The organism is Methanothermobacter sp. KEPCO 2, from assembly GCF_041228365.1.
Lineage (GTDB): Archaea > Methanobacteriota > Methanobacteria > Methanobacteriales > Methanothermobacteraceae > Methanothermobacter > Methanothermobacter marburgensis.
Genome location: NZ_CP166185.1, coordinates 249,626 through 270,368 on the forward strand (window position 1 = coordinate 249,626; position 20,743 = coordinate 270,368).

The 20,743-nt window shown below is 49.8% G+C and carries 26 protein-coding genes; 14 read left to right on the top strand and 12 right to left on the bottom strand.

Annotated elements, in window-relative coordinates; genetic code table 11:
- Nucleotides 1-17 precede the first annotated feature (17 nt).
- From AB9H23_RS01530 to AB9H23_RS01545, 4 genes are all read left to right on the top strand, one after another.
- Complete coding sequence (locus AB9H23_RS01530) at nt 18-1,724, top strand: ATP-binding cassette domain-containing protein (protein WP_370005133.1); 1,707 nt, start codon at nt 18-20, stop codon at nt 1,722-1,724.
- A 4-nt stretch (nt 1,725-1,728) separates the two neighbouring features.
- Nucleotides 1,729-2,280: a flavin reductase family protein gene (locus AB9H23_RS01535; RefSeq protein WP_321211750.1), complete on the top strand. Its 552-nt coding sequence runs from the start codon at nt 1,729-1,731 to the stop codon at nt 2,278-2,280.
- Between the two features lie 10 nt (nt 2,281-2,290).
- The gene (locus AB9H23_RS01540) at nt 2,291-2,686 is read left to right on the top strand and encodes a universal stress protein (protein ID WP_147671023.1); all 396 of its coding nucleotides are present in this window, start codon (nt 2,291-2,293) and stop codon (nt 2,684-2,686) included.
- Nucleotides 2,687-2,783: 97 nt separating this feature from the next.
- Nucleotides 2,784-2,972 (top strand): hypothetical protein, encoded by a 189-nt coding sequence (locus tag AB9H23_RS01545; protein WP_370005135.1) that lies wholly within the window; start codon nt 2,784-2,786, stop codon nt 2,970-2,972.
- A 61-nt stretch (nt 2,973-3,033) separates the two neighbouring features.
- Here the strand turns inward: AB9H23_RS01545 and AB9H23_RS01550 are convergent, their stop codons facing one another.
- From AB9H23_RS01550 to AB9H23_RS01560, 3 genes are read right to left on the bottom strand one after another with little or no spacing between them, the layout of a single operon-like run.
- The gene (locus tag AB9H23_RS01550; RefSeq protein ID WP_370005893.1) at nt 3,034-4,764 is read right to left on the bottom strand and encodes a right-handed parallel beta-helix repeat-containing protein; all 1,731 of its coding nucleotides are present in this window, start codon (nt 4,762-4,764) and stop codon (nt 3,034-3,036) included.
- An 8-nt stretch (nt 4,765-4,772) separates the two neighbouring features.
- A complete protein-coding gene (locus AB9H23_RS01555) occupies nt 4,773-5,408 on the bottom strand; it encodes a right-handed parallel beta-helix repeat-containing protein (RefSeq protein WP_370005896.1) in 636 nt (211 codons plus the stop codon).
- On the bottom strand, nt 5,405-5,689 hold the full coding sequence (locus AB9H23_RS01560) for a hypothetical protein (protein ID WP_370005137.1): 285 nt from the start codon (nt 5,687-5,689) through the stop codon (nt 5,405-5,407). The genes AB9H23_RS01555 and AB9H23_RS01560 overlap by 4 nt, the downstream gene beginning before the upstream one ends.
- Before the next feature lie 295 nt (nt 5,690-5,984).
- On the opposite strand from AB9H23_RS01560, the gene AB9H23_RS01565 reads away from it, so the two are divergent.
- From AB9H23_RS01565 to AB9H23_RS01600, 8 genes are all read left to right on the top strand, one after another.
- Nucleotides 5,985-6,146 carry a rubredoxin gene (locus tag AB9H23_RS01565; protein ID WP_013295425.1) on the top strand — a complete coding sequence of 54 codons (162 nt, stop codon included), beginning with the start codon at nt 5,985-5,987 and terminating at the stop codon, nt 6,144-6,146.
- Between the two features lie 11 nt (nt 6,147-6,157).
- On the top strand, nt 6,158-6,319 hold the full coding sequence (rd, locus tag AB9H23_RS01570; protein ID WP_013295426.1) for a rubredoxin: 162 nt from the start codon (nt 6,158-6,160) through the stop codon (nt 6,317-6,319).
- Nucleotides 6,320-7,489, top strand: a complete 1,170-nt coding sequence (locus AB9H23_RS01575; RefSeq protein WP_147671020.1) for an FprA family A-type flavoprotein — start codon at nt 6,320-6,322, stop codon at nt 7,487-7,489.
- On the top strand, nt 7,479-7,997 hold the full coding sequence (locus tag AB9H23_RS01580; protein WP_048174980.1) for a ferritin: 519 nt from the start codon (nt 7,479-7,481) through the stop codon (nt 7,995-7,997). The genes AB9H23_RS01575 and AB9H23_RS01580 overlap by 11 nt, the downstream gene beginning before the upstream one ends.
- 2 nt (nt 7,998-7,999) lie before the next feature.
- Complete coding sequence (locus AB9H23_RS01585; RefSeq protein WP_048174982.1) at nt 8,000-8,686, top strand: peroxiredoxin; 687 nt, start codon at nt 8,000-8,002, stop codon at nt 8,684-8,686.
- On the top strand, nt 8,687-9,295 hold the full coding sequence (locus AB9H23_RS01590; protein ID WP_370005140.1) for a superoxide dismutase: 609 nt from the start codon (nt 8,687-8,689) through the stop codon (nt 9,293-9,295).
- A gap of 121 nt (nt 9,296-9,416) precedes the next feature.
- Nucleotides 9,417-10,712, top strand: coding sequence for a phenylacetate--CoA ligase family protein (locus tag AB9H23_RS01595; protein WP_370005142.1), 1,296 nt, complete (start codon nt 9,417-9,419; stop codon nt 10,710-10,712).
- Nucleotides 10,713-10,727: 15 nt separating this feature from the next.
- On the top strand, nt 10,728-11,159 hold the full coding sequence (locus tag AB9H23_RS01600; RefSeq protein ID WP_013295432.1) for an ACT domain-containing protein: 432 nt from the start codon (nt 10,728-10,730) through the stop codon (nt 11,157-11,159).
- A 30-nt stretch (nt 11,160-11,189) separates the two neighbouring features.
- Here AB9H23_RS01600 and AB9H23_RS01605 read toward each other — a convergent pair whose 3' ends face one another.
- From AB9H23_RS01605 to purC, 8 genes are read right to left on the bottom strand one after another with little or no spacing between them, the layout of a single operon-like run.
- Nucleotides 11,190-11,984 (bottom strand): MarR family transcriptional regulator, encoded by a 795-nt coding sequence (locus tag AB9H23_RS01605; RefSeq protein WP_370005144.1) that lies wholly within the window; start codon nt 11,982-11,984, stop codon nt 11,190-11,192.
- Entirely contained in the window at nt 11,981-13,378 is a 1,398-nt protein-coding gene (gene recJ / locus AB9H23_RS01610) for a single-stranded-DNA-specific exonuclease RecJ (RefSeq protein WP_370005146.1), read from the bottom strand. The genes AB9H23_RS01605 and recJ overlap by 4 nt, the downstream gene beginning before the upstream one ends.
- A gap of 11 nt (nt 13,379-13,389) precedes the next feature.
- The gene (locus tag AB9H23_RS01615) at nt 13,390-13,659 is read right to left on the bottom strand and encodes a signal recognition particle subunit SRP19/SEC65 family protein (protein ID WP_048174995.1); all 270 of its coding nucleotides are present in this window, start codon (nt 13,657-13,659) and stop codon (nt 13,390-13,392) included.
- Entirely contained in the window at nt 13,656-14,456 is an 801-nt protein-coding gene (locus AB9H23_RS01620; protein ID WP_048174997.1) for a uroporphyrinogen-III synthase, read from the bottom strand. The genes AB9H23_RS01615 and AB9H23_RS01620 overlap by 4 nt, the downstream gene beginning before the upstream one ends.
- Nucleotides 14,422-15,138, bottom strand: a complete 717-nt coding sequence (cobA, locus tag AB9H23_RS01625) for a uroporphyrinogen-III C-methyltransferase (RefSeq protein ID WP_370005148.1) — start codon at nt 15,136-15,138, stop codon at nt 14,422-14,424. Before cobA ends, AB9H23_RS01620 begins: the two co-directional genes overlap by 35 nt.
- A 23-nt stretch (nt 15,139-15,161) precedes the next feature.
- Entirely contained in the window at nt 15,162-15,812 is a 651-nt protein-coding gene (gene purQ / locus AB9H23_RS01630) for a phosphoribosylformylglycinamidine synthase subunit PurQ (RefSeq protein ID WP_321211760.1), read from the bottom strand.
- A gap of 3 nt (nt 15,813-15,815) precedes the next feature.
- Nucleotides 15,816-16,070, bottom strand: a complete 255-nt coding sequence (gene purS / locus AB9H23_RS01635; RefSeq protein ID WP_237780164.1) for a phosphoribosylformylglycinamidine synthase subunit PurS — start codon at nt 16,068-16,070, stop codon at nt 15,816-15,818.
- 9 nt (nt 16,071-16,079) lie between these two features.
- On the bottom strand, nt 16,080-16,826 hold the full coding sequence (gene purC / locus AB9H23_RS01640) for a phosphoribosylaminoimidazolesuccinocarboxamide synthase (RefSeq protein WP_321211761.1): 747 nt from the start codon (nt 16,824-16,826) through the stop codon (nt 16,080-16,082).
- 131 nt (nt 16,827-16,957) lie between these two features.
- On the opposite strand from purC, the gene glmS reads away from it, so the two are divergent.
- Together glmS and AB9H23_RS01650 are read left to right on the top strand one after the other, a co-directional pair.
- Nucleotides 16,958-18,730: a glutamine--fructose-6-phosphate transaminase (isomerizing) gene (gene glmS, locus AB9H23_RS01645; protein ID WP_321211762.1), complete on the top strand. Its 1,773-nt coding sequence runs from the start codon at nt 16,958-16,960 to the stop codon at nt 18,728-18,730.
- 5 nt (nt 18,731-18,735) lie between these two features.
- A complete protein-coding gene (locus AB9H23_RS01650) occupies nt 18,736-19,626 on the top strand; it encodes a bile acid:sodium symporter family protein (protein WP_160323344.1) in 891 nt (296 codons plus the stop codon).
- 26 nt (nt 19,627-19,652) lie between these two features.
- Here AB9H23_RS01650 and AB9H23_RS01655 read toward each other — a convergent pair whose 3' ends face one another.
- Nucleotides 19,653-20,648 carry a glycosyltransferase family 2 protein gene (locus AB9H23_RS01655; protein ID WP_048175007.1) on the bottom strand — a complete coding sequence of 332 codons (996 nt, stop codon included), beginning with the start codon at nt 20,646-20,648 and terminating at the stop codon, nt 19,653-19,655.
- Nucleotides 20,649-20,743 lie beyond the last annotated feature (95 nt).

The window sequence follows — 20,743 nt, forward strand, 5'->3', positions numbered from 1 at the left end:
ATGGTTGCGGTGATGCAATGATAAGGCTGGAGAACCTCACAAAGACCTATAAACTTGAGAATGGAGATGAATTCAGGGCACTTTCTGATGTTAACCTTGAGGTTTCTGAGGGCGAAATACTGGGAATACTTGGAATGAGCGGTTCAGGTAAGACGACACTTCTGAGGATCCTGAGGGGTGTTGAACCCTTTGATTCAGGGAGGATAACCCTGGATGATGTAACCGTTGAGGCTGATTCTGGACAGTACTACTTCTCAAAGCTCAAAAAGAAGACTGCGATTCACCTCCAGAGGTCATTTGGGCTCTGGTCGGAGACCGCCCTTCAGAATGTCATAAGGAAGCTGTACGCTGCAAAATATGGTGACGAGTCCATGACGGACTTTGACTTCGCCTATGATGAATTCGGTGAAGAGGCAATGGAACTCCTAAGGGTGGTTGGACTCGACCACAAGGCCGAGCACTTTGCACCTGTCCTCAGTGGTGGCGAGAAGCAGAGGCTCATAATGGCCAGGCAACTTGCAAAAAAACCCAGGGTACTCCTTCTTGATGAACCCGCAACCATGTCATGCCCGGGGACAAAGCAGGAGATACTGGATGCCATAAAGAACATCAACAGGGAACTGGGGGTCACGGTGGTGCTGGTTTCACACCTTCCTGAAGTCCACGAGTACCTTGCAGACCGCCTGGTTCTCATGGAGGACGGGCGCATCGTTGATGAGGGGGAACCCGGGAGGATTATAGAGAGGTTCATGAGGGACATTGAGCCCCCGGTTGACTACACACCCCCCAGCTCAGAGAGGGAGATCCTCAGGGTCAGGGACCTGGCCAAGAGGTTTGTACTCCTCAAGGGCGGGGCAGTTCTTGAGATGAGGGATGTTAACCTTGATATCAGGGAGGGTGAGATAGTATCCATAATAGGGCCCAGCGGGGCCGGCAAGACGGTGCTCCTCCGGATGATCGGTGGACTGGATCTTCCTGATGAGGGTACGGTGGAGTTCAGGCTCAACAGTGAATGGGTTAACATGCATGAACCTGGCGTTAAAAGGATGGGTGTAAGGAGGAAGATGGGTTTCATGCATCAGGAGTTTGCCCTTGTACACCACGCCACCATAAGGAGCCAGATAGCTGCAAGGCTCGGTGTTAAGGGTGAACATGTTGTTGCAGAGGCAAGGAAGAGGGCCGAGGAGCTTGGGATAAGCGATATGGTCCTTGATGTGCTCTACCAGCTCACGGATCTTCCTGAAACAGAGGCCCGATACAGGCTTGAGAAACTTGGCCTCTCACCTGAGATACTTGAGGAGCTCTTCCCGAGTTTCCCTGACAGTGAGGTTAAGAAGTACGCTGAGCCCATATTCAGGGCCCTGGACCTCCCCATGGACATACTTGACAGGAAATCCTATGAGCTCTCAGGGGGTGAGCGGGTGAGGGCGACCCTTGCACTTGTCCTTGCATCAAGGCCCGATGTCCTTGTCCTTGATGAGCCGTTCGGGGACCTTGACCCCATAACACTCAGGATGGTTTCAAATTCCCTCAAGAGGATCAACATGGAGTTCGGGACAACCATAATCATGGTGAGTCACCATGTGGATTTCATAAGGGAGCTCAGCACGAGGGCTGTGATGGTTGAGGACGGCCGTCTTGTAATGGACGGGGAACCAGATGGCCTCTGCGACGAGTTTGTTGAAAGGAGCCATGCAAAATACCTTCAGAGGGTTAAGGGGTGATATAGTGGAATTTGAGAATTTTCCCGTTGAGAATGCACACAGAATACTTACTCCAAGGCCAACGGTCATTGTAACAACGGTGGATGGGGATGGGAATATAAATGCGGCCCCATTTTCCTTCACCATGCCGGTGTCAATTGACCCCCCAATCGTGGCGTTTGCATCTGCACCTAACCACCACACTGCAGTGAATGTTGAGGACACACATGAGTTTGTACTTAACATAACGCCGGTGGATATAATTGATGAGATGTGGATAACCGCCAGGGATCTCCCGGCGGGTGAGAATGAACTTGAGGCCGCGGGTCTTAACTGGATTCCCTCAGAGAGGGTTAAGCCCCCTAGGATAGCCGAGGCGGTTGCGCACCTTGAATGTGAACTCCTACGGATGTGTGAGGTTGGCGACCACAACCTCATAGTGGGCTCAGTTGTGAATGCATCGGTCTGCTCTGGGTGCATAAGGGATGGGCTCCTTGACGTTGAATCGGTTAAGCCAGTCCTCCATGTGGGTGGCACAGTGTTTGTTGTGGGGGATCATGTGAGGCGGATTGAATAGGTGATCTGTGATGTTTGAGAGGATCATGGTTCCAACCGATGGTTCAGAGTATGCAGCAAAGGCAGAGGACCTTGCCATTGAACTTGCAGGGCGTCTGGGGTCCGTGGTTGTTGCTGTGCATGTTATTGATGAGAAGCTGATCTACCCCTTTGATGTCCTTGAGGATGAGGGAAAGGAGATCCTGGCGGCTGTGCAGAGAAAGGGCAGGGAGGCCGGTGTCCAGGTGGATGAGGTCCTGGTATTTGGGAGCCCGGCGCATGATATGAAGAAGATCTCTGAGAAGACAGGGGCGGATCTCGTGGTTATCGCATCCCATGGGCGTTCAGGTCTTGAAAAGCTTCTGATGGGCAGTGTGGCCGAGACCACCCTCAAGACGGTTGAGGTACCGGTACTACTTGTTAAATAAACCTTCCTTTTTTGCTCACCGAAAGGTATATATAAAGGGTATATCATTATTTGATATATCAAAATTTGATATATAGTATTTCGATGTATGAGGTGTTATGTTGAGAAGAGTGTTTAGAGGAATCAGGGAGTACCTTACGGACTGGAAGAACCTGTTAACCCATACCGTTGTGGGTGTGCTTATACTTGCAGTTGCGGTTTATGCCCCTGTAAGTCCCTATGTGAGGATGGGTTTTGTTGGGTGTGTTGTGGGCTTCAATGTGGTGAGGATGAAGTATTTTGACTGAAAAAATTAACATTTCATTTTTATTCTGTTTTCCTGATAAAAAAAATGTAAAATGGGGTTTTTTAGATACTCACGTAGCTGGGGAGTTTCCTGTAACTTCCATAAAATCCCAGGACTTTGCTGTAGAGGTAGACGAGTCTTGTGAAGGGTATTTTCCCATGTCTGGTTGTTGCGTATTTGGGTGCCGTTCCGTATCTGTTTATTGAGTTTCTTATGGTGATTGCTGTGGATATGTAAAGTGATTTTGAGAGTCTGATTGATCTGGTGGTTCCTGTTGAGCCTGTGTAGCCTACGGTTCGTGTGCTGAGTGGTTTCAGGTTGCCTGCGTTGATCTGGATGGTTGCACGTACAAGGAGGTCCAGGAGCTGTGCCATTGTGAATTTTTTTCCTGAGATTGTCACTGAGGATGGGAGTCTTTTGTAGCGTGCATAGTATTTTATGACAGAATTTGCAGTTCCTGAAAGCTGATTTATTGTTATACCTGCAGTTACCAGTTTAGGTGGGAGTGTTCCGATGGTTACATTGTAATGGCCAGGTTGGGTGATTGTTAGTGTGAATTCGATTATTTTTGTTTCTCCGGGGTTCAGGGTGGTTGTCTGGTTTTGTATGGATCTCTGGTTTACCTTGAGGATTGCTGTATAATCGCCTGCAAAGTCTCCTGTGTTGGTGATCATGGCTTTGATTCTGATGTTTAGTGGTGTTATTCCGGTTGTGGGTGTGACTGTTAAGTTGCCTAGTGCGAATGTGGCTGGTTTCAGGACTGTGACTGTGGTGTTTACTGTTTCGTTGTCAACTTCGGCACATACCGTGGCAACACCCCTCGTGTTTAGGCCGGTTAGTGTTGAGGTGGCGGTGCCATCTGTGAAGTTTGTGTCTTCTATCGAACCGAGGGTTGTGGAGAAGTTTGCGGGACCTGTGTACGGGATTAATCCTTCAGATGGATCATGCAGTGCTCCGTTACTGTCGTGCTGGAGGTCCGCGGTTATCTGTGAGTTTCCACCTATTAGGACTGTGCCAGGGTTGGCATTGATTCTCAGGACGATCCATGGGTTGTATGTTACACTTCCTGAGACAAGGATTGAGAAGTCTGGAGTGTTGGAGCCCCACCAGTTGAATCGGGCATCCACAGCACTATTATTTGCGTAGACGTTTATCCCGGTCTGGTCCGGGTTGTTGAATATCCGGCAGAACATGATTCTGGCGGGTTCTGGGCAATCACGCACAATTATTGCTCCAGCAAGGGGTGCTGTGTTGTTGGTGAGTGTGGTGTTTGTTATTGTTAGTGTGGAATTAGTAACTACTTCTATTGCTCCTCCTTGTCTATTTGCTGTGTTGTTGGTGAGTGTGGTGTTTGTTATTGTTAGTGTGGAGGATGAATATGTGATTATTGCTCCTCCTTGTCTATTTGCTGTGTTGTTGGTGAGTGTGGTGTTTGTTATGTTTACGTTTGAGAAATTATCTGCGTATATTGCTCCCGCTACATTGGTTGCTGTGTTGTTGGTGAGTGTGGTGTTTGTTATGTTTACGTTTGAGAAATTATCTGCGTATATTGCTCCCGCTACATTGGTTGCTGTGTTGTTGGTGAGTGTGGTGTTTGTTATTGTTAGTGTGGAATAAGTAACTACTTCTATTGCTCCCGCTACATTGGTTGCTGTGTTGTTGGTGAGTGTGGTGTTTGTTATTGTTAGTGTGGAGGATGAATATGTGATTATTGCTCCTCCTTGTCTATTTGCTGTGTTGTTGGTGAGTGTGGTGTTTGTTATTGTTAGTGTGGAGGAATAAGCTGCTTCTATTGCTCCCCCTAGTTTGCTGTGTTGTTGGTGAGTGTGGTGTTTGTTATGTTTACGTTTGAGAAATTATCTGCGTATATTGCTCCCGCTACATTGGTTGCTGTGTTGTTGGTGAGTGTGGTGTTTGTTATTGTTAGTGTGGAATAAGTAACTACTTCTATTGCTCCCGCTACATTGGTTGCTGTGTTGTTGGTGAGTGTGGTGTTTGTTATTGTTAGTGTGGAGTATGAATATGTGATTATTGCTCCTCCATAGTTTGCTGTGTTGTTGGTGAATGTGCTGTTTGTTATTGTTAGTGTGGAGGAATAAGCTATTTCTATTGCTCCTCCATAGTTTGCTGTGTTGTTGGTGAATGTGCTGTTTACTATATTTACATTTGCACAACCTGCGTATATTGCTCCCGCTACATTGGTTGCTGTGTTGTTGGTTAGTGTGCTGTTAATTATCGTTACTGTGCAGAACTCTGCTAATATTGCCCCCCCATTTTTTGCTGTGTTGTTAAAAAATAGGCAGTTTTCGATTGTTAGGGTTGGGTTTTCTATTACTATTGCAGATTTATCGTTTGAGTAAGCATCCCTGATTGTTAAATTTGATAATTTGGAGTCCTTTGTGATTGTGAATAATCTTGGAGTTCCCTCCAGTTTTATGACGGTACCCTCTTTGACTGGCCAGTAATTGTCAGTTTCTTGTCGATGTTCACGTTCCTGTTATCTGGACCGGTGTATTCGCCGTCTGCAAGCCATATAACATCATTGTCTGCGGCCGATCCAGTTGCATTCTTTATGGTGGCCTTTGCTGCTGCCCATGAGAGTCCGTCATTGTTGTCATCCCCCCCAGTGGCATTAACATAGATATCCACTGCACTGGCCGTGCCAGAAAAGGCTATCGCAATAAGACCCACTAAAATTAAAGGAAGATATCTTTTCATTAAATCAACTCTAAGTCTTGCCCGTACCTTTGGTACAATGTATAATATCGTTTTGGGAACTATTAAAGTTTTTTAGAAACCTTTAAATTTAGCCAAAATATTAGAAGGATTTTTTAGCTGAATTTTTAAACCATGTTACTGTTCAGCAATTTATTTTTAGTTTCTCTGACCTCTTGATGGGTCTCCCCTTAAGAAGGCAATTAAAGGTTTTCATGGAAACTCCATAGATAATTTTAAATTTTTAAAGAGTAATAATAATATAGTGTCCCTAAAATTGAAGAGAAAGGTGTTAAACTTGAAAAGATACAAATGCAGGGTTTGTGGATACATCTACGACCCTGAGAAGGGCGAACCAAGGACAGACACACCACCAGGAACACCGTTTGAGGACCTCCCTGAGACATGGAGGTGTCCGTCATGCGGTGCAAAGAAGAAGATGTTCAAACCACTTGACTGAGAGGTGAATAAATGGACAAATACGTCTGCCAGATGTGCGGATACATCTACGACCCTGAAGAGGGAGACCCCACATCAGGGATAGAACCAGGAACAGCGTTTGAGGACCTCCCCGACGACTGGGTATGCCCTGTATGTGGCGTTGGAAAGGACCAGTTCAAGAAGATGGATTAAATGAAAGCCAGAAGAATTGCAGATGGGGTTTACTACACCGGTATCCTTGACTGGGACCGGAGGACCTTTGATGAGCTTGTAGCCCTCCCAAGGGGCACAAGCTACAACTCATACATCGTCTCTGGAAGCAGTGCCACGGCACTCATTGATTCTGCAGAACCCTCAAAGAGCAGTGAATTCCTGGGGATCATAGGGGAAATGGAAACTGACATCGACTACATAATCTCCCAGCACGCAGAACAGGACCACTCAGGTACAATCCCGGAGCTCCTTGACATGTACCCTGACGCAGAGGTCCTGGGGACACCTGCCTGCATTGAACTCCTCAGGGAACTTCTAAGGATCGATGGAAACTTCAGGACAATTGAGGATGGTGAGACACTCTCCCTGGGTGACAGGACGCTGAGATTCATTGTAACACCATGGGTGCACTGGCCCGACACCATGGTAACCTACCTTGAGGAGGAGCGGATACTCTTCACCTGCGACTTCTTTGGATCACACCTTGCAACATCAGACATCATGGAGGTGCCTGAGGGTTTCCTGAGGGAGGCCAAGAGGTACTACGCCCATATCATGATGCCCTTCAGCCAGATGGTCACATCCAACCTCAGGAAGATCTCGGACCTTGACATATCACTCATAGCACCATCCCATGGCCCACTGGTATCCATACCCGACCTCATAATCGATGCATACAGGAGATGGACCTCAGGGGGCAGTAAAACAGTGATCGCCTACACCACCATGCACAGAAGCACAGAGATCATGGTTGAGAGACTCACAGAGAAACTCATGGAACTCGATGTGAGTGTAAGACCCATCAACGTTGCAGAGTCCGATACCGGGGAATTCCTCACTGAACTCGCGGATGCCTCGGTCCTGGTTGTTGCATCACCCACGGTGCTCACAAGACCCCACCCGGCAGTTGCATCGGCACTCTACCTTGTGAATGCACTGAGACCCCCGGTGAAGCACATTGCACTGATGGGATCCTACGGGTGGGGGACACTCATTGAATCCGAGGTCAAGGGTCTGCTATCCAACCTGAACGTGGAGTACCTTGAACCAGTCCTTGTGAAGGGCCTTCCACGTGAGGAGGACCTTCAGAGGATAGATGAACTTGCCATTCAGATAAAGGAAATAGGGGGTGAATTAAATGGTAAGTGAAAGGATGCAGGAGGCCCTCAACAGGCAGCTCAACGCTGAACTCTACTCAGCATACCTCTATCTTTCAATGGCCGCCTACTATGAGGCCTCCGACCTCCCGGGATTTGCAAACTGGATGCGTGTCCAGGCCCAGGAGGAACTTGCACACGCAATGAAGTTCTACGACTACCTTGTCCAGAGGGGTGCAAGGGTCGTGCTTGAGGAGATAGAGAAACCACCATTCGAGTGGGAGTCCCCACTGGAGGTATCCAAGCATGTCCTGGAACATGAGAGGAAGGTCACAGGACTCATAAATGACCTTGTTGACCTCGCAATCTCAGAGAGGGACCATGCAACCAACAATTTCCTCCAGTGGTTCGTGGCAGAACAGGTTGAGGAGGAGGAATCCGCCGGCTCGGTGCTCCAGAAGGTACGCCTTGCATCGGATTCACCAAGCGGCCTCCTCATGCTTGATGCGGAACTCGGAAAGAGGGTTTACAACCCACCAGCAAATGAAAAGGGGGAATAATTTTGGGGGAGAAGGTATACGAAGTCAGAAAGGTGAAGAAGAAGGGGCGCGGCATGCCCCTCATAGGGGATAAATTCCCTGAAATGGAGGTCCAGACAACCCACGGGCTGATGAAACTCCCGGCCGAATTCAAGGGGAAATGGTTCATACTCTTCAGCCACCCTGCAGACTTCACACCTGTCTGCACAACAGAGTTCGTGGCTTTCCAGGAGGTCTACCCTGAACTGAGGGAACTTGACTGTGAACTTGTGGGCCTCAGTGTTGACCAGGTATTCTCACACATCAAGTGGATCGAATGGATAGAGGAGAACCTTGATACCGAGATCGAGTTTCCTGTGATAGCGGACACGGGGAGAGTCGCGGATACCCTTGGCCTCATACACCCTGCGAGGCCCACAAACACTGTGAGGGCGGTATTTGTGGTTGACCCTGAGGGGATAATCAGGGCGATACTCTACTATCCACAGGAACTTGGAAGGAACATCCCTGAGATCGTGAGGATGATACGCGCCTTCAGGGTCATAGATGCCGAGGGTGTGGCTGCACCGGCAAACTGGCCCGATAACCAGCTCATCGGTGACCATGTGATAGTCCCACCGGCATCTGATATTGAAACCGCCAGGAAAAGGAAAGAGGAATACGAATGCTACGACTGGTGGCTCTGCCACCGCAGCATAGGTGGTGATTAGATGGAGAAAAAATTCTATGAACTCCCTGAACTCCCATACCCCTACGATGCCCTTGAACCATACATATCAGAGGAGCAGCTGAGGATACATCATGAGAAGCACCATCAGGCCTACGTGGATGGGGCCAATGGCATCCTCAGAAAACTCGACGATGCCCGGGAGAATGACGAAGAAGTTGACATCAAGGCGGCCCTCAAGGAACTCTCATTCCACGTGGGGGGCTACGTCCTGCACCTATTCTTCTGGGGTAACATGGGACCCGCAGATGAGTGCGGTGGGGAACCAGGTGGACGGCTTGCAGAGTACATAGAGAAGGACTTTGGAAGCTTTGAACGCTTTAAAAAGGAGTTTTCTCAGGCTGCTGTGAGCGCGGAGGGCTCAGGATGGGCTGTCCTCACCTACTGCCAGAGGACCGACAGGCTCTTCATAATGCAGGTTGAGAAGCACAATGTCAACGTGATACCCCACTTCAGGATCCTCATGGTCCTGGATGTATGGGAACACGCCTACTACATTGACTACAGGAACGTGAGACCCGACTACGTTGACGCATTCTGGAACATCGTAAACTGGAAAGAGGTTGAAAAACGCTTCGACGACCTCTTCTAACTCCATTAATTTTTTAAGAACCTTTTATTCTAACTCCCAGGTAGCATTCCAGTGATGCATAACATTTATTTTTAAATCACCATAAACATCTAAGAGTTACACTGATTCGGGAATGATTCAGATGATCTGGAACAGGGAAATGGAATGCATAAGCAGGGAGGAACTGGAGGAAATTCAGCTTAAAAGGCTTCAGGACACAGTAAGGAGGGCATATGAAAACGTACCCTACTACCATGAGGCCTTCGAGAAGGAGGGCGTGTACCCCGAGGACATAGAGTCCCTGGACGACATCACAAGGTTACCCTACACCACCAAGGACGACCTCCGCAAGGTCTACCCCTTCGGGATGTTCGCTGTCCCCAGGAAGGAGATAGTGGAGGTCCACACATCCTCAGGGACCACAGGAAAACCCGTGGTCTCAGGGTACACCAGGAAGGACATAGAGATATGGAGTGAGGTCATGGCCAGGGGCCTCACAATGATGGGCCTCACAGAGGATGACGTCATCCAGAACACCCATGGCTACGGCCTCTTCACAGGGGGATTCGGGGTCCACTACGGTGCCCAGAAGATAGGGGCAACCGTTATCCCCATCTCAACAGGACAGACAAGAAGGCAGATAGAGATAATGAAGGACTTCGGGACAACGGTCATGATATTCACCCCATCCTATGGCCTCTACCTCTCTGAGGTTGCAGCCGAGGAGGGCTTTGACCCTGCCGAATCCCAGTTAAAGGCAATAGGATTCGGGGCTGAGATGTGGACAGAGGAGATGAGGGCCGAGATAGAGAGGAGATTCAATGCACCGGCCTTCAACATATACGGCCTCACCGAAATCATGGGCCCAGGGGTTGCAATGGAGTGCAGTGAGAAGAATGGCCTCCACGTTGCAGAGGACCATTTCTACCCTGAGATCATAGATAAGAATGGTGAAAGGGTCGGCCCAGGTGAAAGGGGGGAGCTGGTACTCACAACCCTAACAAGGGTGGGGATGCCGGTTATAAGGTTCAGGACAAAGGATATAACATCAATAGACTATGAGCCCTGTGCCTGTGGCAGGACCCTTGCAAGGATCTCAAGGATCACAGGCAGGGTCGATGACATGCTCAAGGTCAGGGGAGTTTCAGTGTTCCCATCCCAGATAGAGAAGGCGCTCCTCCGCATAGATGGTATTGAGCCACACTACCAGATAATAGTGACAAGGCCCCACCTCATGGATGAACTTGAGGTGAGGGTGGAGACCTCCCCTGAACTCTTCTCAGATGACATCCGGCAGATGGTGGAGACCAGGGACCGGATCGAGGAGTTCATAGAAAACGAGATAGGCCTCAGGGTTAAGGTGACCCTGGTTGAACCAGGCACGATACCAAGGAGTGAGGGGAAGGCAGTAAGGGTGATAGATAAGAGGAACCTTTAAATTTATGGTGATACCATGAGGGTTAAGCAGATATCAATATTTCTTGAAAACAAGAAGGGAAGGCTCTGGAAGGCACTGAGTACACTTGCAGAGGCAGATATAAACCTGAGGGCCCTATCACTTGCAGATACATCAGAATTCGGGATACTCAGGCTCATAGTCCCTGAACCTGAACGCGCGGCAGACGTGCTTGAGAATAGCGGCTTTGTTGTTAAGCTGAAGGACGTCGTCGCAGTTGAGATGGATGACAGGCCGGGGGGCCTTGCATCAATCCTCGGGGTCCTCAAGGACTATGACCTGAACCTTGACTACATATACGCATTTGTCCATGAAAAAAAGGATAAAGCGATACTCTTCATGAGTACAGAGGACCTGGATGCCCTTGAAGGGGCCCTGAGGGATGCCGGGATCCGGATGGTCCCACCAGAGGAGGTTTACTCTCTCTGAGCGGAATATTCAACCATATCGGGCTGGGGTCTACTCCCCCTTAACCCTGACATCCTCAACCGAGTACTCTATGCCCTCCTCTTCCAGTTTCTTTGTTATGCTTCTGCTCATCTTACCAACTGCCAGTACGAGGACATTCAGGCCCCTCTTTGCGGCTGCAAGGGCAGCATAGGGGGTTGCAAATTCAAAATCAACATTTAAGTTTAACCTGGTCGCTGCGGCCCTTGAAACGGTCCCCATTATTCCTATCCTGTCCTGGCCATGGGTGAGTTCCCTTATCCTTTCAAGGTCCGCTGCCCCTGAACCGCCCTCGGATATCCCCGGGAGAACCGCGATGGTTACCTTTCCCCTCTGGAGGGGTATGGTGCCGCTGAGTTCTGTGAGGGCCACATCCTCACCCTCCGAGGCACTTTTCATGACTATGGCGTGGGCTTTCCCATTGGTCCTTCTTCGGGCGTAGAGGACACCGTCATCCATGAAGAGCTCAACCTCGTCACCAGCGCTGAGGTCCTCCCAGGCGATGGCTGGCCAGATGGACTTGTAGGAACTCATGTACTCCAGGACCTCATCGGCATACTGCCTGAGGCTCACCGCAGCCATTTTGAGCTTCTCACCACCCCTCCGGGTTATCTTGTAGTGGGACCTTCCGCTCCCCGCCTCCACAAGGCCCTCTGCTATGAGGCTCTTTATGTTCTCAGACACTGCCTGGACAGTTATTCCCAGTTCATCTGCTATATCCCGTTGCCTCACATAGGGCTGACGCCTCGCTATCTCACTCAGCACCTGGAAACGTGTAAGTTCACCCTTCTTTCTGAAAGCCTTCATCCATTCACCTTCACCTTTTCTATGGCCCTGTTAAGGAGTCTGAGGAATTCTCCCTCATTTTCAGCCGGTATATATGCTCCGCAGGCAGTGGCATGACCACCACCGCTACCCCCCACCTTCTCTGCCACCCTCTGCATGATTGAACCGAAGTGTATGCCGTCAAATGCAAGGAGGCGGGAGCACCTCAGTGAAACCTTGAGGCCATCACCGGTTTCAGCAAGCCCTATCATGGGCCTCCTCCAGTCACCGTAGCCCAGGAGCATACCGGCAACCGTACCCACCACCGAGGTTTTCACCTCGGGGGCATGGAAGTACTGGAGGTTATCCATATCCCTTATGAGTTCCTCGTCCATTATCCGGTCGAGGGTAACCGCCAGGTAGGCCCGGTGTTCCCTGAGGACACCCTCAAGTTCCTCCAGTTTTTCATGGCGATCACCCCCGATGATATCCATTGCAAGCTTCCACCTTGAGTTCCGGTTACACGCGTTTACTGCGGTTGAGAACTCTGAGAGGTCCCTGAATACTGTGTACCTCTCCTCTGATTTTAACTCGTAGACCTCACCGAGTATGAGCCTGGGGAGGTATTTATGGTACCTCCTTGGGACCTCATTGACCATCATACGGTATATCTCATTGAAGAGTTTCCTTTTCTCGTCATCTGTAAGGTCACAGAGCCTCCTCTGGGTTTCATCATTTTTCAGGGGTATGCCCAGGTTCTTAAGCCTTGCTATGCACTCGTTGGTGTTGTTTGTTGTTGGGAGGGTGACATCCCCGAAGTATGAGAGGGCACTTACGATGGACCTGGTGTGTCTGCCGTAGATTGTAAGGTCACTGCAGCACTCAACTGCACCCTCCCTTATGCTGTCCTCCAGGATCACCCGGTTGGCCCCAACCATCTTACCGGTCCTGATGTTCTGCATGTCACCCACTGCGGCAAGGAGACCCATCCAGCTGAGATCAGTGTATCCAAACTGCCTTGCAAGTAGATATGACAGGCCCCCACCTGAGATGCTGGTTGAACCATCCATTCCATAGAAGATGGGATTTATTTCAAGGAGCTCACCCCGTGGAGGTTCAAAGTTCCTCTTCCGCACCGGGGGGTGGTGGTCGAGTATTAGAACACGGGAGCTCCTTTTCATGTTTTCATGGACCATCTGTCCGGATCCAAGGTCACTGAACACTGTGAGATCCGTACCATGTTCAACCTCAGGGACCTCATTGATGTTTATTATGCTGATTTCATGGTCCTTCCCGAGGCCCTCAAGGAGTTTGCTGAGGATGGTTGCCGCTGTTATACCGTCACAGTCTGTGTGGCTGTAGACTGTAACCGTCTCAGCCTCATCAATCAGCTTACGGGCCCTTCTGAGCGCACCTTCAAGTTCGTCCATGTTCATTATTCATACCCTCAGTTCTTCTTTGAGGACCTCACAAGCCTTGCAAGTTTTATGAGGAGTTCCCTCTTGCTCCCCTCATATTCAACAATAACCCTCCCTGATGATTCCCACCAGGAGGAAGGGTATGACTTATCAGATTCCATACGGGCTTCAAGCTGGAGTTTTTTTGCGGCCCTGAGTATTTCACTGGCACTTGGGGATTCAACCGCGTATTCAAGGGGCACCCTTCGCCCCTGGCTCCTTGACTTCCGTGAATCGAGATAGGCTGGCCATATTATCATTGTTCACCCTCCATCATCCTCTCTGAAAGTTCGGCTAGCATGTCCCTGACCGTGTACCTCTCTGGGATGACTGCATCAAGACCATACTCCTCAAGTTTCCTGAGGGTTATGGGGCCTATTGCAGCCACTTGTATCCCCCTGAGGGCATGGATAAGATCCCCCTCCTTATCACCTGCAATTTTAAAGAGGTTTTCCACTGTGAGGGGACTTGTGAATGTAACAGCATCCACCTCCCCCTTGAGTATACCCTCTATCATTTCCTCTGCAGGTGCCGTGTCTTCCGGTATCCCTGAGTGGTAGGCCTCTGCAACAAGGACCTCTGCACCCATTTCCTCAAGTCCCATAGGGAGGACCCTCCTTGCAGAGAGTGTCCTTGGAAGGGCCACCTGCATCCCCCTGAGGTCATATTTTCTGAGGGCCTCAAGGAGACCCTCTGCGGTGTAATCTTCAGGCACCAGATCCACCCTGAGACCCATCTCAGATGCTGCACGGGCGGTCTTGGGCCCTATGACCGCGACAATACAGTCATCCCTGAGTTTTTCATGAAAGTCCCTGCATGTGCAGAAGAGGGATTCAACAGCCGCCGGGGAGGTGAATATAACCAGGTCCCATTCAGGGGCCCTCCGGCACACCTCCCTTAGGGAATCTGTTTTCAGGATCCTCAGCTCGAGGGTTGGGGCGACAAGGGCCCTTCCACCGGCACCCTCGATCAGTTTAACAGCAGCAGATACCCGCTCGGCGGGCCTTGTGAGGGCGATGGTTTTACCCCTGAGACCATCTAATTTCCCGGTAGACATTAACAACCTCACCCACCACTATGATTCCAGGCGGCCTCAGATCCTTTTCTGCTATGTCCTCAAGGGTGCCGAGGATAACCCTCTCATCCTCTGTTGTCCCCCTCTCAATCACACATACAGGGGTTTCAGGGGGCCGGTGCTTCATGATCTCCCGCATGTTCTCCCTCACGTTACCCACACCCATGAGTATTATGAGGGTGTCTGCCCTGTAATCCCAGTGAACCTGTTTTTCAGGTTTTGTGGGGTCCTCGTGTCCTGTGACAACAGTGAAGGATGTTGCAACGCCCCTGTGGGTCACGGGAAGCCCTGCAGATGTGGGGACGCCCACAGCGGAGGTCACGCCTGGAATGACCTTTGCCTCAACGCCGGCCTCCCTGAGCGCAAGGAGTTCCTCGCCACCCCTCCCGAAAACGAATGGGTCGCCGCCCTTGAGCCTCACCACTGTTTCATGCTTCTTACCTTCCTCAACAAGTATTCTGTTTATCTCATCCTGTGTTTTGTGGTGTTCACCGGCCTTCTTACCCACGTATATCAGTTTTGCATCTTCAGGGGCGTATCCGAGTATCTCCTCACCTGCCAGTCTGTCATACACTACCACGTCAGCCCTCTCAAGAACCCTTATGGCCTTCAGTGTGATGAGTTCAGGGTCCCCTGGACCAGCCCCAACAAGATAAACCACCATGATAATCACCTTTTTGCTCTGAATCAGATCTTCATTATGCCCCTGAAAAATTTGAAGCCGTCCTCTGATCCGAGTATCATCTCTGAGGCCCTTTCAGGGTGGGGCATCACAGCACATACCAGTCCTGATTCATCGCAGACCCCTGTTATCCCATCAAGGGAGCCGTTGGGGTTTTCACCGTGGAACTGCAGCACGACCTGGTCGTTATCCCAGACCTCGCTGACGTTTTCATGGTAGTATCTCCCCTCTGCATGGGCAACAGGCATCCTTATAATCTCATCCCGTCTGAATAGCCGTGTGAAGGGGGTTCTCGTGGTCTTAACCTGGAGGCTGGTCCACTGGCAGTTGAATTTTGGGTGCTCATTGACGGTGAAGACCCCCGGGACAAGTCCGACCTCCGCCAGGATCTGTGCACCATTACATATTCCAAGAACCGGTTTTTCCTCCTTCACAAGCTCCTTAACAGCGTCCATAACGGGGGTTATGGCTGCAATTGCACCTGCACGCAGGTAGTCCCCGTATGAGAATCCCCCGGGGATTATAACCGCGTCCAGGTGTCCCAGGTCCCGCTGATTCCACCATACATATTCGGGCTCTGCCCCGGCAAGTTCCAGGACATGGTAAACGTCACGGTCACAGTTGGATCCAGGAAACCTTATAACTCCCACCCTCATGTTTCAGCCTTCCATTTCCGTTATACTGAATTCGTAGTCGTGGATAACAGGGTTGCAGAGGAGGCGCTGGCACATATCCTCCACCTCCCGCCTGACATCCTCGGGGCTCTCCTCATCCATGGTGAATGTTATTATGTCACTTGTATCGGTATTTTCAACCTCATATCCAAGGAGTGCCAGGGCCCTCTCAATGGTGGACGCCTCCGGGTTGAGCATACCCTTCTTGAGCCTTATTCTGACCTCAACCATAAATTTCATCCCATCACCTCAGATCTTAACGTTCCATCTTTCAATGTCTTCCCTCTCAAGTATCATCTCAGCAACCCTTCTGTAGGCGCTCACAACGCCCTCCTCTCCCCGGCGGAATATGTCCTTGTCCAGGGGTTTACCGGTCTCCATGTCCCAGAGGCGGCAGGTGTCAGGGCTCACCTCATCCCCCAGACGTATCCTTCCAGAGGAATCCCTTCCAAATTCCAGTTTGAAGTCAGGCAGAATTATGCCCTTTTCTCTGAAGAACTCCACAAGGACGTCGTTTATCTTAAGTGTCATGCTCCTTATCTCTGAGATCTCATCACTGGTTGCTATACCAAGGGCGAGGATTATGTCCTCATTGAGCATTGGGTCGCCGTGCTCATCGCTCTTGTAGTCCATCTGTATGATGGGGGGCCTGAATTCCTGCCCCTCAGTGAAGGGGAACCTTCTAACAATACTTCCCGCTGCAATGTTCCTCAGTATAACCTCTATGGGTATCATGTCAAGTTTCCTTGCGAGCATGCAGCCGGGTTCCGGGAGTTCCAGGTACTGGGTTGGTACACCGGCCTCCTCAAGGACCTCAAATATTTTGGCTGAAATAACAGAGTTATAGTAGCCCTTCATTTCAAGGGTGTCCTTCTTTTCACCGTCACCTGCGGTTATATCGTCCCTGAACCTCACGGCAACGATTTCAGGGTCATCTGTCATGAGAACATCCTTTGCCTTACCACTGTAGAGTGGGCCGTCTATTTTCACGTTCATACTATCACTTTTAAAGCCTTGAGATTAAATCTCTCCTCTAAGACTTATATATGTGTAAATCTTATTAGAGTTATATTACGATTCAGTTTATATAATCTTGTGAACCTTATCATGCTTCTAAGGGTGATTGAATGTGTGGCATTGTGGCTTGTATACTCAAAGATAACAGGGCGGCGCCGGTACTCCTAGAATGCGTCAGAAGACTTGAGTACAGGGGCTATGACTCTGTAGGTATTGCAACGGCAGACCCAATGATAAATATCAAGAAGGACAGGGGTAAAATCGACGAGGTGGACTCAGAACTGGATCTCGCTGATCTACCAGGCAGCATGGGGATAGCCCATGTCAGGTGGGCCACACATGGCCTTCCAACCGCTGAGAACGCCCATCCCCACACAGACTGCACTGGGGAGATAGCGGTCGTTCACAACGGTATAATAGAGAACTACCTGGAGGTTAAGGAGGAGCTTGAATCAGAGGGCCATGTCTTCAGGTCCGAGACAGACACAGAGGTGATACCACACCTCATAGAGAAGTACATGGATGAGGGTATGGACCTTGAAGCCGCAACAGCCACAGCACTCAGAAAACTTAAGGGCGCATATGCCATTGCAGCCATATCCTCCAGGGAACCCGGCAGGGTGGTGGGCGCAAGGAAGGAGAGCCCCCTCATAGTCGGTGTTGGTGATGGCGAGTTCTTCCTGGCCTCGGATGTCCCGGCCATCCTGAACCACACCAAGAACATCATATACCTGGATGACGGTGAGATGGTCATAATTGACGGTGATGTGAGGGTAAGGGACCTTGATGGTAACACGGTGAGTAAGGAGGTCCATTTAATTGACTGGACAGCTGATATGGCTGAAAAGGCAGGATACGATCACTTCATGATCAAGGAGATACATGAGGAGCCAGGGGCCGTCAGGGACACCCTCACAGAGATGGAGGATGTTATGCGGGTGGTGAAGGAGATAGGTGAGGTTGAAAGGGTATGTTTTGTTGCCTGCGGAACCTCCTACCACGCATCACTGGTGGGCAAGTACCTCTTTGAGAGCATCCTGGGCATACCCACTGATGTCATCCTTGCAAGTGAGTTCAGGTACTCTGCACGTGCCCTTACAGACAGGACCCTTGCAGTATTCATAAGCCAGTCAGGTGAAACAGCCGACACCCTCAATGCCCTGAGATCCGCAAATTCAAGGGCCAAGACCCTGGCGATAGTCAATGTCCTTGGAAGCTCAGCAACAAGGGAGGCCCAGCATGTCCTCTACACGAGGGCGGGTCCTGAGATAGGTGTTGCAGCCACAAAGACCTATGTGAGCCAGCTTACCATTATATACATGCTTGTGGCTGCCATGGGGGCCCCTGAGCTCATTGAGAAACTTGAAAGGGTCCCTGCTATCATGGAGGAGGCCCTTGGGGATGAGGATAATATAAGGGGGCTTGCATCCCGCTATAGCAACGTGAGCGACTTCTTCTTCATAGGGCGCGGATTCTCATATCCAACAGCCCTTGAGGGCGCACTTAAACTCAAGGAGATAACATACATCCATGGGGAAGGTTATGCTGCAGGGGAACTGAAACATGGGCCCCTGGCACTCATCGATGATGGGGTGCCTGTTGTTGCCATATCACCCCCAGGGCCATGCCATGACAAGACCCTGAGCAACGTTGAGGAGGTCAGGGCGAGGGGTGCGAGGGTTATAGGTGTTGGGAGCACCCTTGATGAGGCCCTAAGGAAGGAGGCCGATGACTTCATAGGTCTGAGCCCTGAGGTCGATGAGGTACTATCACCCCTTGTGTACATCGTTCCCCTGCAGCTGCTCTCATACTATGTGAGTGTTGAGCGGGGACTTGACCCTGATAAGCCAAAGAACCTTGCAAAGTGTGTAACCGTTGAATGATGGAGATGACAGGAACCATAAAGAAGTACTATGGGGCCCTGACGCTCCTATGCGTCCTCACAGGTCTATTGTTCCCCCAGTTTTCAGTTTTCTCAGGTTACACGCCCCTGCTTCTTGCATTGCTGGTGTTCTCCCTTGTCATTGAACACAGCCTGGAGGACTTTGGGAGGATCATACACCACCCCCAGTTCCTTGGACTGGTCTCTGTGTCCAATTTTCTGTTATACCCAATTCTGGGGTTCCTTTTTATTAAGATATTCAACTTCAGCGGTGATATGGTTGCTGGAATAATACTCCTCTCGTTTGCACCATCCCCGGTTGTCGCGGCCCTCTGGACCGAACTATCCGGTGGTGACGGCACCCCCGCCCTTTCAGCTGCCCTTACATCCATGCTCCTATCTGTTGCAGTTTACCCCGCTGTCCTCTACCTAATGGGTGTGGCCTCACCTTCGGTGGCGTTCAGGGTATTTGAACTCCTTGTCTTCACAGTGTTCCTGCCCGCTGTGGCTGCCCTCATTCTGAGGCTTGAGGAGGAGAGGTTCATACCTGCAAGGAAGACCCTTAACTTCCTCTCGGCGATACTCGGGCTTGTTATAATCGTTGTCGCGGTTGCCCACATGTCAGGTTCAGTGAGAAATGGTGGGGTCATGGAGATTGTCATTACGGTGTCTGTGATGCTACTTGCAGGTTTCACCTACGGCTTCATTCTCGGGAGGCTGAGAGGGGATGATGGGGCCGCATATGTTTACACGGCGGGTATGCGTGATGGTGTGATCCCTGTTGGTGTGGCCCTCACCTACTTTTCACCTGCAGTTGCACTCCCTGCCACGATTTTACTTGTGGTGATGCCGGTATTCACTGGAATTGTTTACTATCTGGTTGGAGATGGAGAATAGGATGGTAAACAGCCTTTAAGTAACAGTTATTCTTCAATTTTGGGGACCCTGACATTCCACCTCATTATAAGATACTCTTCAAGGTCGCTATCTGGAACCATCTTCACTTTTTTTCTTTTACGTATAATCTGGCCTAGGTTTCTGTAGGCATCATACTTTGCTCTGAGGATGACGAACTTTCTTCTCTTCAGATTCAGGAAAACCTGCAGGATCTCCGTGAAAATGAAAAGGGGGAAATACTTCAAGAGAAGTTTGAGGGGCATATTTTTGATGAAGGTCCATGTGTAATTTCTCCAGTTATGATAGACTGTGAAATCACTTATGAATGGGTTGGTACCACCCTTGTAGTGGTATACTATGGCCTCTGGAGTGTAACAGGAGTCCCACCCTGCATTCCTGAGTCTGAGTGCAAGATCAAAGTCCTCATAGTAGGCAAAGAAATCCTCATCGAAATACTCGCCATCAACTTCGATATCCTCAAGGGCCTCCTTCCGGTATAAACAGGCGCCGGCACAGCACCCAAGGATTCTGCTGTGTTCATCAAAATTTTCCACGGGTTCATAGGCGCCCCTGTTGAACCCAAGACCGTTCTTTGAGTATTCAAGGCCCGCTGAATCCATCAGATCCTTCTTCTGACCCCATATCATCTTTGCCTGAACGCTACCTGTATTCTCACTTCTTTCGGCTTCTTTGATGAGGTTTTCTATAAAATCCGGGAGAACCACGGTGTCATTGTTGAGGCAGACTATGTACCTGCACTGGGGGTCAGCCATCGCGACCCTTATCCCCTGATTGTTTGATGCCGCAAATCCGAGATTTTTATCATTTTCAATTAAGAGGATCTTCTGATTGATTAGATCACCAAAATTCTTCTTTATAAAATCAACGGACCCATCTGATGATCCATTATCGATGAAAATTATTCTGAAGTTATTATAAGTCTGTTTGAGGATTGATGTGAAATATCCATGGAGAAATCTGCACCCATTTAAATTCGGGGTTATTATATATGTTTCTGTCATAGGATCACTTTTATCAAAAATTGTATTTTTAATGAATTCAGGAATTCCAGGTCAATTCAAGGTCTTTAGTATCGAAATGTTTATTTGATTCTAGT